We start from the raw sequence: 12,115 nt of genomic DNA, 5'->3' as shown, positions 1-12,115 counted from the left end.
AGTTCCGTTACTCCTTTATGAGGGGTGGGAGGGCTCAGCCCTTGGTGATCATCGACCGGACGAAGAACAGCAGGTTGGCGGGCTTCTCGGCGAGACGGCGCATGAAGTAGCCGTACCAGTCGGTGCCGTACGCCGTGTAGACGCGCATCCGGTGGCCCTCCGCCGCGAGCCGGACGTGCTCGTCGCTGCGGATGCCGTACAGCATCTGGAACTCGTACTCGTCCAGTTTGCGCCCGGCGCGGCGGGCAAGCTCCTGAGTGACGGCGATGAGGCGCGGGTCGTGGGACCCGATCATCGGGTAGCCCTCGCCCTCCATCAGGATCTTCAGGATGCGGACGTACGCCTTGTCGATCTCGGCCTTGTCCTGGTACGCGACGGTCGCGGGCTCCTTGTAGGCGCCCTTCACGATGCGGACGCGGCTTCCGGCGGCGGCGAGGCGGCGGGCGTCGTCCTCGGTGCGGAACAGGTACGCCTGGATCACGCAGCCGGTCTGCGGGTAGTCCTTCCGCAGCTCCTCGTGGATGGCGAACATCGAGTCGAGGGTTGTGTGGTCCTCGGCGTCCAGGGTGACCGTGGTGCCGATCGAGGCGGCGGCCTCGACGACGGGGCGGATGTTGGCGAGCGCCAGCTCGTGGCCGCCCTCCAGCGCCTGGCCGAACATCGACAGCTTGACCGACATCTCGGCCTTCGTGCCCAGGCCGAGGTCCTCGAGGTATTCGATCAGTTCCATGTAGGCGTCGCGGGCGGCGTAGGCCTGCTCGCGCGTGGTGATGTCCTCGCCGACGACGTCCAGGGTGACCTCGAGGCCCTTGGCGACGGTCTCCTTGACGATCGGAATGACCTGCTCAACCGTTTCACCGGCGATGAACCGGGCGACGACCTGCTTGGTCCCCGGGGCGGCCGAGACGAAGCGGCGCATCTTGTCGCTGCGGGACGCGGCGAGGATCACGGGACCCAGCACGGGGGCACCTCCACGGAAACAGGGGCAGAAGGAGGCCGGAACCGAACGAATCGGGAACGGCACGAAGAACCACCGTGAAACCTAAGGATCGCTCCGATCCTGTGCCATCGACAGCTGTCACGCATCCGTGGCCCGGATCTCAGACATATGTCTGAGAGGGGTGCGAGAATGTCCGGGTGAAGGGCGATTACCAAGACCTGGTCGACGAGATCTCGGCACTACTGGCCGTCCCCGCGACGCTGGAGAACCGCGACTTCGGGCTGATCGCCTTCGGCGCGCACGACAGCGACGACGACACCGCGATGGACCCGGTCAGGACCCGCTCGATCCTGACCCGCAAGTCGACACCTGCGGTCCGCGCCTGGTTCGAGGGCTTCGGCATCGCACGCGCGACGGGCCCGGTCCGCATCCCGGCAGCCCCGGACGCGGGGGTCTTCCGCGACCGGATCTGTCTTCCCGTACGCCATCGGGGCATCGTCCTCGGCTACGTATGGCTGCTCGACGCGGCACCCGGCCCCACCGAGGCGCAGCTGGCCGCCGCGATGGACGTCACGGCGCGGATCGGCACGCTGCTCGCGGACGAGGAGCGGGCGGGGGCGGATCTGTCACGGGAGCTGCGCGCGGTCCTGACGGCGGAGCGCGGCTGGCAGTACGACATGGCGGTGGCCGCACTGCGTACGGCCCTGGGGGAAGCGGGCGCGGAGGGGCTGCACACGGTGGTGTGCGTGACACCGTGGGCGGCGGCCGATGCCCCGTCGTCGCGGTCGCTGCCGGGGACGGCGGCGCTGTGCACCGTGCGCGTGGGACCGGGCTCGCCGGGCGGCCGCGCGCGCGGGGCGGCGGACGGCGAGGCCGACAGCGCCGGGGCGAACGGCGCGGCAGGCGGCGGCGCTCGGGCCGGACAGCCTGGTGGCCCGAGGGGCGCGGCCGCCGGGGACGACGACGGTCCGGACCCGTATGCGCTCGCCGTGCTCGTACGCCTGCGGTCGGCCGACGCGCTCTCCCCCGTCCGCACCGCCGCGGACCGGCTCCGTGCCTCGGCGGGCGCGGCCGAGGCGACGGCCGGGTTCGCGACCCCCCGCCGCGGGCTCACCGACCTCAATACCGCCTGGCTGGAGGCGACTTCAGCGGCCCGCGCGGCACGGGCCGAGACCGGGCTCGGCCCAGTCGCGGACTGGTCGGAGATCGGCCCGTACCGCATGCTGACCGCGCTCCCCGCCGACCGCGCGCACGACCCCGCCGTACGCGAACTGCTCGACCGCTCCCACGCCGAACTGGCCCGCACCGCCGAGGTGTTCCTCGACCACTCGGGCCAGGCGGGCCGCACGGCGGCCGCGCTCGGTATCCACCGGCAGACGCTCTACTACCGGCTCTCCCGCGTCGAGCAGCTCACCGGCCTCGACCTCGGCGAGGGCGAGGACCGGCTGCTGCTGCACATGGCCCTGAAGGCGGCGCGGCTGTAGCCGCCTCCAGGCGCAGGCACAGACGGGTCAGTCGTCGAGAACGGCGAGTTCGAGCCGGCCGAGGCGGTCCGGCTCCGCGATCACCTCGATTTCGGTGATCTTGTCATCCGTCATCGTGAAGCTGAGAACAAGGAACAGCCGTCCGAGAGGGGCCATCGCGAGTCCGACCGCGCCATTGATGAGCGCCAGTCGGGTGGACTGGGCGCGTTCCATGGCGGCCATCGCGCCCTTGGCCACGGTGTGGGCGCCGTGGATGACAACGGGCTCGGGCGTGGGGATGACTGCCTTGTCGGCTCGGAGCACCACACCGGGATGAAGCAGGGTGACCAGCGCGTCGAAGTCCCCGCCGCGGGTTGCGGCCAGGAATGCGTCGACGACTCGACGCTGACGGGTCAGATCGGCGTCGGGCACCGGGGTACCCCCTTTGGCCCGGCGGCGGGCGCGGCTCGCCAACTGCCTCGTCGCGGCGGGGGTCTTTTCGATCATCGGGGCGATCTCGTCGAAGGGCACGGCGAACATGTCGTGCAGTACGAAGGCGAGCCGCTCGGCCGGAGCCAGCGTGTTGAGCACCACGAGAAGTGCAAGGCCGACCGAGTCGGCCATCAGCGCTTCCTGCTCGGGATCGGCCCCGGACTCGGGGCTGACGACCGGGTCGGAGACCTGCACGTCGAGAGGCTCCTCGCGGCGGTGCTCGCGCGAGCGCAGCATGTTCAGGCACAGGCGCGCCACCACTGTGGTCAGCCACCCGCCGAGGTTCTCCACGTCGCTGGTGTCGGCGCGACTGAGTCGCAGCCAGGCGTCCTGAACGGCGTCGTCGGCCTCACTCAACGAGCCGAGCATCCGGTAGGCCACCGCTCGCAGATGGGGTCGGTGCTCCTCGAAACGCCCTGCCAGCACATCGCGTTCGTCCACGGTGTCACATTCCTTTGTCGCCGGGGGTCAGAGCAATAGATCCACAAAACCCAGCTGAAGGTACCGGGAGGCCGACTCCCGGACCGCGCGATTTTGGAGAAGCCATGACGTCAACCATCCTGGTCACCGGCGGTACGGGCACTCTGGGGCGCCACGTCGTCCCGCTTCTGCGCGAGGCCGGCCGCGACGTACGGATCCTCAGCCGCCACCGCCGCGAGTCCGCGGACGGCATCGAGTACGTGGCCGGGGACCTGCTCAAGGGCGAGGGCATCGAGGCCGCCGTGGAGGGCGTCGAGATCGTCCTGCACCTCGCGGGCGGCCCCAAGGGCGATGACGAGGCGACCCGGAACCTGGTGCGGGCCGCGTCCCGAGCCGGGGTGCAGCACCTGGTGTACATCTCCGTCATCGGGGCGGACACGGTCCCGGTGGGCTGGCTGACGTCCAAGCTGGGCGCGGAGCAGGCCATTGCCGAATCCGGCATACCGTTCACGACGCTGCGTGCCGCCCAGTTCCACGACCTGGTCCTGACCGTGGTGGAGAAGATGGCAAAGCTGCCGGTCATACCCGTCCCGGGTGGCCTCCGCTTCCAGCCGGTCGACTCGGGCGAGGTGGCGGCCCGTCTCGTGGAACTGACGCTCGACAAGCCGGCCGGCCCGGTGCCCGACCTGGCCGGGCCCACGGTGTACGGGATGGCCGAGCTGTGCCGCCCGTATCTGCAGGCGCGCGGCAAGCGCCGGTTGATGATGCCGGTACGGATCCCGGGAAAGGCCGGCCGCGCGTACCGGGCGGGCGAGAACCTGTCCCTCGACGGGGCCGATGCGGGCAAGCGGACCTGGGAAGACTTCCTGGCCGAGCGACTTCGCTAGGGCCTGTCGTTCGGATCTTGCCGGGCTCGCGTGCCCTGGCACGCACGCTCGCTGCGTTGTCGTCAGTCGCCGACGCTCAACCCCGGCGACACAGTCGTCTGCGACGCCCGGGACGTCAGGACTTGTTCTCCAGGATCGCCCGCAGCCCGTCCGTGAGGTCCTCCGCGGACGGCGCGGTCTCGGGGTCGACCAGCCACTGGATCATCACGCCGGCCACCAGCGCCTGGTAGAACAGGCCTGCCACCCGCGCCTTCTCGGGGTCCGCCGCCGCGTCCACACCCGCGAACTCCTCGGCCAGGCCCAGTCGGCCCTCGGCCTGCGGCACACGGATCGCCTCGCGCAGCTTCTCGTCGTCGTCCAGCCGCGACACGACTTCGAGTTGGAGCTTCCAGACGGCGCGGCTGGCCTCGTACGAGGCGATGATCTGTTCCCAGGTCTTCTGGAAGCGCGCAACGGGATCCTTCGCCGCCTCCACCTCCTCGCGACGGGCCGGTCCGACCGCGTCGCCCCAATCCTCCGTGACCGCGAGGAAGGCCTGGTTGAGCAGCGCCTCCTTGGAGCCGTAGTGGTAGCCGATGGAGGCCAGGTTGGTGCCGGATGCGGCGACGATGTCGCGCGCGGTCGTCCGGGCGTAGCCCTTTTCCAGCAGGCAGCGCTTCGCGCCTTCGAGCAGATCCTCACGATGTCCCATGTCAGCAGCGTACCGCCCCGACATACAAGCGTCCTAGACCTATGTTTTACACATGCGTACTAGACAAGCGTTTAAGACGCCCGTACATTCCTCTGCATGACGAACTCCACCGCACTTCGCGCCGGCCGCCGGGAATGGACTTCCTTCGTCGTCCTCCTGCTGCCCCTCCTCCTGGTCTCGATGGACGTCTCGGTCCTCTACTTCGCCATCCCGGCGATCAGCCGCGAACTGGATCCGAGCAGCACCCAGCAGCTGTGGATCTTCGACATCTACGCCTTCGCCCTCGCCGGGCTGCTGATCACCATGGGCTCGCTCGGGGACCGCATCGGCCGACGCAAGCTGTTGCTGATCGGGGCCACGGCTTTCGGGATCGCCTCGGTCGGCGCGGCGTACGCGCAGAGCGCCGAAATGCTCATCGCCGCACGGGCGTTGCTCGGCATCGGCGGAGCCACCCTGATGCCCTCCACCATGGCCCTGGTCCGCAGCATGTTCCAGGACGACAAGCAGCGCAGCCAGGCGATCGGCATCTGGTCGGGCGCCATGGCCGGCGGTATCGCCCTCGGTTCGGTGATGAGCGGCGTCATGCTCAACCACTTCTGGTGGGGCTCGGTCTTCCTGATCAATGTCCCCGCGATGCTGCTTCTGCTGGTCCTGGTGCCAGTGCTGGTACCGGAGTTCAAGGACCCGGCCCCCGGCCGCTTCGACCTGCTGAGCGTGCCGCTGTCGATGGGTGCGGTCCTGCCGGTGGTGTACGGCCTGAAGGAGATCGCGGCCGAGGGCTTCAGCCTCGCCATGGCGCTGTGCATCGCGGCCGGACTGGCCGTCGGCGCGCTCTTCGTACGCCGCCAGCGGAGCCGCACCGACGCGATGATCAGCCGGGAGCTCTTCCGGGGCCGCGTCTTCGGCTCCGGGATCGCGCTCAACACCATCGCCGCCTTCGCGATGATGGGCTCGGCCTACTTCACCACCCAGTACCTCCAGTCCGTGCTCGGCATGGGCACCATGGAGGCCGCACTGTGGAGCATGGCCCCGTCCCTGGCTGTCGGTGCCGCGGCCCCGACCGCCTCCGCACTCGCCCAGAAGATCGACCGGGCCTATGTCATCGCGGCCGGATTCCTCATCGCCGCCGCGGGGTTCGCCCTGCTCACCCTGAGCGGCACGGACTCGCTCTGGCTGCTGCTGGCCGGCGCGGCGGTCATCGGCTGCGGCATCGTCACCGTCATGGCCCTGGTCTCGGACCTGGCGCTGTCCGCCACCCCGATGGAGAAGGCCGGCTCGGCCGCCTCCCTGCTCGAGACGGGCCAGGAGTTCGGAGGAGCACTGGGCATGGCGGTCCTCGGCTCCATCGGTACGGCGGTCTACCGCGCGGACCTCGCGGACTCCGCGCCCCAGGGTGTACCGGCTGACCAACTGGACACGATCCGCGAAACGCTGGGCGGCGCGTCTGCGGTCACCGGGCAACTGCCGGGGAGGCTCGGCGACTCGGTCCTGGGCGTCGCCCGGGAGGCGTTCACGCACGGCATGCAGCTGGCGTCGGTGGGCGCGGGGGTGCTGCTGATCGCGGCGGCGGTGCTCGCGGCGGTGCTGCTGCGGAAGGCACCGGCCGAGGACGCGTCCGCGGAGGAGGAGGCGACTGCCGCCGAACTGGTCGACGCGCACTGATCGTTGGCCGTACACGGAAGGGCCCGGCTCACTCGGTGAGCCGGGCCCTTCCACGTACACGTGCGTCAGTCGGTGAGGTTCACCGTGCGCGCCGAAGCCGCGCCGATCTCGTCAGCGATCTCCGTGAGCACCGCCGGCGGCACCGTGTCGTCCACGGTGAGCACGACGACCGCCTCGCCGCCCTCCTCCGCACGCGACACCTGCATGCCCGCGATGTTCAGTCCGGCCTCGCCGAGGATCCGGCCGACCGTGCCGACGACGCCGGGACGGTCCTCGTACCGAAGCACGACCATGTGGTCGGCGAGGGCCAGGTCGATGTCGTAGTCACCGATGGCGACGATCTTCTGGAGGTGCTTGGGACCGGCCAGCGTGCCGGAGACCGCGACCTCCTCGCCGCCCGAGAGCGTGCCGCGGACGGTGACGACATTGCGGTGGTCCGGGGACTCCGAGCTCGTCGTCAGCCGGACCTCGACACCGCGCTCCTGCGCGAACAGCGGGGCGTTGACGTACGAAACGGTCTCGTCGACGACATCCTCGAACACGCCCTTGAGCGCGGACAGTTCGAGCACCTTGACGTCGTGCTGGGTGATCTCGCCGTACACCTCGACATCGAGACGGACCGCGACCTCGCCCGCGAGCGCGGTGAAGATCCGGCCGAGCTTCTCGGCGAGCGGCAGACCCGGGCGCACGTCCTCGGCGATCACGCCGCCCTGGACGTTGACCGCGTCCGGCACGAGCTCACCGGCGAGCGCGAGACGCACCGAGCGGGCGACGGAGATACCGGCCTTCTCCTGCGCCTCGTCCGTGGACGCACCGAGGTGCGGGGTGCAGACGACCTGGTCCAGCTCGAAGAGCGGGGAGTCGGTGCACGGCTCCTTCGAGTACACGTCCAGGCCCGCGCCCGCGACCCGGCCCTCCTTGAGCGCCGAGTACAGCGCCTCCTCGTCGACGATCCCGCCGCGCGCGGCATTGACGATGCGGACGGCCGGCTTGACCTTGTGCAGCGCCTCGTGGCCGATCAGGCCGAGCGTCTCGGGGGTCTTGGGGAGGTGGACGGTGATGAAGTCGGAGACCTCGAGCAGCTCGTCGAGCGTCAGCAGCTTGACGCCCATCTGCGCGGCGCGCGCGGGCTGCACGTAGGGGTCGTACGCGACGACCTTCATGCCGAAGGCGGACATCCGCTGCGCGACCAGAACACCGATGCGGCCGAGGCCGACCACGCCGAGGGTCTTCTCGCTCAGCTCGACGCCGGTGTACTTGGAACGCTTCCACTCGCCGTTCTTCAGCGCCGTGTTGGCCTGCGGGATATTGCGCGCGGTGGCGACCAGTAGACCGCAGGCGAGCTCGGCGGCGGTGACGATGTTCGACGTGGGGGCGTTGACGACCATCACGCCGGCCTTGGTGGCGGCGGAGACATCGACATTGTCCAGACCGACGCCCGCACGGGCGACGACGCGCAGCTTCTTCGCGGCGGCGATGGCCTCGGCGTCGACCTTGGTGGCGCTGCGCACGAGGATCGCGTCGACATCGGCGATGGCGGGGAGCAGCTCCGCGCGGTCGGCGCCGTTGCAGTGCCGGATCTCGAAGTCCGGGCCCAGCGCGTCGACGGTGGCGGGCGACAGCTCTTCAGCGATGAGTACGACAGGTTTCGAGCTCACGTGAGTCCTCACAAGTCCAGTGCGGACGGCCGTCCCGACGGCCGCAGGCGGTGGAGGGGGCTAGCCGCGTGGAAGACGCACGACACTGTGGGCCTGACGCGTATGTATGGAGAAGTGCTGCCCTTCCCGGGGGCAACCCCCGGATCCCCGGCCGAAAAGCGATCGGCGCGGGAATGGGCTTCAGTGTAGTGGTGCCACACGGCGCGTCTTACGCCTCGAAGGCAGGATCACCCGTCCGTGGCTGGACAGAGTGGAGAAGCTCTCGATCGCGGCGGAACACGGGCGCGGGGGCCGGGACACTCTTGTCCCGCCCCCCGGCCTGCGGGCTTACGCCTCCTCGTTGTCCACCCAGCTCATGAGCTTGCGCAGCTCCTTGCCGGTGGTCTCCAGGAGGTGGTTCTCGTCCTGCGTCTTGTACTCGTTGTACTTCTTCAGGCCGCCGTGGTACTCGTCCATCCAGTTCTTGGCGAACGTGCCGTCCTGGATCTCGCCGAGGACCTTCTTCATCTCGGCCTTGGTCTGGTCCGTGATGATGCGGGGGCCAGTGACGTAGTCGCCCCACTCGGCGGTCTCGGAGACCGACCAGCGCATCTTCTCCAGGCCGCCCTCGTACATCAGGTCCACGATGAGCTTCAGCTCGTGGAGGCACTCGAAGTACGCGATCTCGGGCTGGTAGCCGGCCTCGACCAGGGTCTCGAAGCCCGCCTTGACCAGCGCGGACGTACCACCACAGAGGACGGCCTGCTCACCGAACAGGTCGGTCTCGGTCTCCTCGGTGAAGGTGGTCTTGATGACGCCGGCGCGGGTGCCGCCGATCGCCTTGGCGTACGAGAGCGCCAGAGCGAACGCGTTGCCGGAGGCGTCCTGCTCGACGGCGGCGATCGCCGGAACGCCGCGGCCCTCTTCGTACTGACGGCGGACCAGGTGGCCCGGGCCCTTGGGGGCGACAAGGGCGACGTCCACACCGGCCGGCACCTTGATGAAGCCGAAGCGGACGTTGAAACCGTGGGCGAAGAACAGCGCGTCGCCGTCGTTCAGATTGTCCTTGATGGACTCCTCGTACACCTGGGCCTGGATCGGGTCCGGGATGAGGATCATGATGACGTCGGCCTCGGCCGCGGCCTCGGCGGGCGTCACAACGCGCAGGCCCTGCTCCTCGGCCTTGGCCTTGGACTTGGAGCCCTCGTGCAGACCGACCCGGACGTCGACACCCGAGTCACGGAGCGACAGCGCGTGGGCGTGGCCCTGGCTGCCGTAACCGATGACCGCGACCTTGCGGTTCTGGATGATGGACAGGTCGGCATCGTCGTCGTAGAACAGCTCGGCCACTGGGATATCTCCTTGGTGTGCAGGTGTACGTCCCACCGTACGGCGGGAGGGGGCGAGGAAGGTGAGGGGTCTCGCTAGGCGGAACGGTCGAGGGCTCGCAGGGACCGGTCCGTGATGGACCGGGCGCCGCGCCCTATGGCGATCGTGCCGGACTGGACGAGCTCCTTGATGCCGAACTGCTCCAGCATCTTGAGCATGGCCTCCAGCTTGTCGGCACCGCCGGTGGCCTCGATCGTGACGGCCTCGGGCGAGACGTCGACGGTCTTGGCGCGGAACAGCTGGACGATCTCGACGATCTGCGAGCGGGTCTCGTTGTCGGCGCGGACCTTCACCAGAACGAGTTCACGCTGGATCGCGGCGCCGGGCTCGAGTTCGACGATCTTGAGAACGTTGACGAGCTTGTTGAGCTGCTTGGTCACCTGCTCCAGCGGCAGGTCCTCGACATTCACCACGATCGTGATGCGGGAGATGTCGGGGTGCTCGGTGACTCCCACGGCGAGCGAGTCGATGTTGAACCCGCGACGGGAGAACAGCGCGGCGATGCGGGCGAGGATGCCCGGGGTGTTCTCGACCAGGACCGAGAGCGTGTGCTTGGACATGTTCGTCGTACCTCTTCCTACGGCTCTCAGTCGTCTTCGTTGTCGCCGAAGTCGGGACGGACGCCGCGCGCCGCCATGACCTCGTCGTTGGAGGTGCCCGCGGCAACCATCGGCCAGACCTGCGCGTCCTCGTGGACGATGAAGTCGATCACGACGGGGCGGTCGTTGATCGCGTTCGCCTCGGCGATGACCTTGTCCAGGTCGTCCGGGGACTCACAGCGGATCGCGTGGCAGCCCATGGCCTCGGACAGCTTGACGAAGTCCGGGACGCGGGTGCCCTGGCGCGCCGAGGTGCTGGCGCCGACCTGGGAACCGGCAACGTGGTGGCCCGTTTCGTCGGCGTGCAGGACGGTGCTGGAGTAGCGCTTGTTGTAGAAGAGGGTCTGCCACTGGCGGACCATGCCCAGCGCGCCGTTGTTGATGATCGCGACCTTGATCGGGATGTTGTTCAGGGCGCAGGTGGTGAGCTCCTGATTGGTCATCTGGAAGCATCCGTCGCCGTCGATCGCCCAGACCGTGCGGTCCGGCATCCCGGCCTTGGCGCCCATCGCGGCCGGGACCGCGTATCCCATGGTCCCCGCGCCGCCGGAGTTCAGCCAGGTGGCGGGCTTCTCGTACTGGATGAAGTGCGCGGCCCACATCTGGTGCTGGCCGACGCCCGCGGCGTACACGGTGTTCTCGGGGGCGAGCTCGCCGATGCGCTGGATGACCTGCTGCGGCGAGAGGCTGCCGTCGTCCGGCTGGTCGTAGCCGAGCGGGTAGGTCTCGCGCCAGCGGCTGAGGTCCTTCCACCAGGCACTGTAGTCGCCGGTGTGGCCGTCGCTGTGCTCGGCCTGGACGGCCTGGACCAGATCGGCGATGACCTCGCGGGCATCACCGACGATCGGGACGTCCGCGGTGCGGTTCTTGCCGATCTCGGCCGGGTCGATGTCGGCGTGGACGATCTTCGCGTACGGAGCGAAGCTGTCCAGCTTGCCGGTGACACGGTCGTCGAAACGGGCTCCGAGGGCGACGATCAGGTCGGCCTTCTGCAGCGCGGTGACGGCGGTGACCGCACCGTGCATGCCCGGCATTCCCACGTGCAGCGGGTGGCTGTCGGGGAACGCGCCCAGCGCCATCAGGGTGGTGGTGACGGGGGCTCCGGTGAGCTCGGCGAGAACCTTCAGCTCGGCGGTGGCGCCGGCCTTGAGGACGCCGCCGCCGACGTACAGGACGGGGCGCTTGGCCTGGACGATCAGTTTGGCGGCCTCGCGGATCTGCTTGGCGTGCGGCTTGGTCACGGGCCGGTAGCCGGGCAGGTCGGTCTGCGGCGGCCAGCGGAACGTGGTCCGCGCCTGCAGGGCGTCCTTGGCGATGTCGACCAGGACCGGGCCCGGGCGTCCCGTCGAGGCGATGTGGAAGGCCTCGGCGATGGTGCGCGGGATGTCGTCGGCCTTGGTGACCAGGAAGTTGTGCTTGGTGATCGGCATCGTGATGCCGACGATGTCCGCCTCCTGGAAGGCGTCGGTGCCGATCGCCTTGGAGGAGACCTGGCCGGTGATCGCGACCAGCGGGACGGAGTCCATGTGGGCGTCGGCGATCGGGGTGACCAGGTTGGTGGCGCCGGGGCCCGAGGTGGCCATGCACACGCCGACCTTGCCGGTGGCCTGGGCATAGCCGGTGGCGGCGTGGCCGGCCCCCTGCTCGTGACGGACCAGGATGTGGCGGACCCGGGTGGAGTCCATCATCGGGTCGTACGCGGGGAGGATGGCGCCGCCGGGGATGCCGAACACCGTGTCGGCCCCCACTTCCTCGAGAGAACGGATGAGGGACTGCGCGCCCGTGACGTGCTCAACTGCGGCGGTCTGGTGTCCGCCGGTACGGGCCCGCGGCTGCGGATGGTGGGCCCCGGTGGCCTGCTCGGTCATCGGCATTCTCTTCTCGAAGCTGAGGGTTTTTGCGAGGGTTTGGGGTGTTCCAGTGCAACAAAAAACC

The 12,115-nt window shown here is 69.3% G+C and carries 10 protein-coding genes; 3 read left to right on the top strand and 7 right to left on the bottom strand.

Going from position 1 to position 12,115, the window contains the following annotated elements; translation table 11 throughout:
- Positions 1-34 precede the first annotated feature (34 nt).
- Complete coding sequence (locus tag ABZS64_RS17005) at positions 35-961, bottom strand: proline dehydrogenase family protein (protein WP_355829547.1); 927 nt, start codon at positions 959-961, stop codon at positions 35-37.
- A gap of 176 nt (positions 962-1,137) precedes the next feature.
- On the opposite strand from ABZS64_RS17005, the gene ABZS64_RS17000 reads away from it, so the two are divergent.
- Positions 1,138-2,424 (top strand): helix-turn-helix domain-containing protein, encoded by a 1,287-nt coding sequence (locus ABZS64_RS17000; protein ID WP_355829544.1) that lies wholly within the window; start codon positions 1,138-1,140, stop codon positions 2,422-2,424.
- A 27-nt stretch (positions 2,425-2,451) separates the two neighbouring features.
- On the opposite strand, the gene ABZS64_RS16995 is transcribed toward ABZS64_RS17000, so the two are convergent.
- Positions 2,452-3,336, bottom strand: coding sequence for a sigma-70 family RNA polymerase sigma factor (locus tag ABZS64_RS16995; RefSeq protein ID WP_355829541.1), 885 nt, complete (start codon positions 3,334-3,336; stop codon positions 2,452-2,454).
- A 104-nt stretch (positions 3,337-3,440) separates the two neighbouring features.
- On the opposite strand from ABZS64_RS16995, the gene ABZS64_RS16990 reads away from it, so the two are divergent.
- The gene (locus ABZS64_RS16990) at positions 3,441-4,202 is read left to right on the top strand and encodes an NAD(P)H-binding protein (protein WP_355829539.1); all 762 of its coding nucleotides are present in this window, start codon (positions 3,441-3,443) and stop codon (positions 4,200-4,202) included.
- A gap of 115 nt (positions 4,203-4,317) precedes the next feature.
- On the opposite strand, the gene ABZS64_RS16985 is transcribed toward ABZS64_RS16990, so the two are convergent.
- The gene (locus tag ABZS64_RS16985; RefSeq protein ID WP_355829537.1) at positions 4,318-4,893 is read right to left on the bottom strand and encodes a TetR/AcrR family transcriptional regulator; all 576 of its coding nucleotides are present in this window, start codon (positions 4,891-4,893) and stop codon (positions 4,318-4,320) included.
- Positions 4,894-4,989: 96 nt separating this feature from the next.
- Here ABZS64_RS16985 and ABZS64_RS16980 point away from each other — a divergent pair, with 96 nt between their 5' ends.
- The gene (locus ABZS64_RS16980; protein WP_355829534.1) at positions 4,990-6,555 is read left to right on the top strand and encodes an MFS transporter; all 1,566 of its coding nucleotides are present in this window, start codon (positions 4,990-4,992) and stop codon (positions 6,553-6,555) included.
- Positions 6,556-6,620: 65 nt separating this feature from the next.
- Here ABZS64_RS16980 and serA read toward each other — a convergent pair whose 3' ends face one another.
- From serA to ABZS64_RS16960, 4 genes are all read right to left on the bottom strand, one after another.
- On the bottom strand, positions 6,621-8,213 hold the full coding sequence (gene serA, locus ABZS64_RS16975) for a phosphoglycerate dehydrogenase (RefSeq protein ID WP_355829531.1): 1,593 nt from the start codon (positions 8,211-8,213) through the stop codon (positions 6,621-6,623).
- 327 nt (positions 8,214-8,540) lie between these two features.
- Positions 8,541-9,542: a ketol-acid reductoisomerase gene (gene ilvC / locus ABZS64_RS16970; RefSeq protein WP_355829528.1), complete on the bottom strand. Its 1,002-nt coding sequence runs from the start codon at positions 9,540-9,542 to the stop codon at positions 8,541-8,543.
- A gap of 74 nt (positions 9,543-9,616) precedes the next feature.
- Positions 9,617-10,141 carry an acetolactate synthase small subunit gene (gene ilvN, locus ABZS64_RS16965; RefSeq protein ID WP_355829525.1) on the bottom strand — a complete coding sequence of 175 codons (525 nt, stop codon included), beginning with the start codon at positions 10,139-10,141 and terminating at the stop codon, positions 9,617-9,619.
- A gap of 26 nt (positions 10,142-10,167) precedes the next feature.
- Positions 10,168-12,054 carry an acetolactate synthase large subunit gene (locus ABZS64_RS16960; RefSeq protein WP_355829522.1) on the bottom strand — a complete coding sequence of 629 codons (1,887 nt, stop codon included), beginning with the start codon at positions 12,052-12,054 and terminating at the stop codon, positions 10,168-10,170.
- Between the last annotated feature and the right edge of the window lie 61 nt (positions 12,055-12,115).

This window comes from Streptomyces sp. NPDC005408 (assembly GCF_040606445.1).
GTDB lineage: Bacteria > Actinomycetota > Actinomycetes > Streptomycetales > Streptomycetaceae > Streptomyces.
Note: the sequence above shows the minus strand (reverse complement) of the source record. Positions and strands in the feature narration are given on the sequence as shown.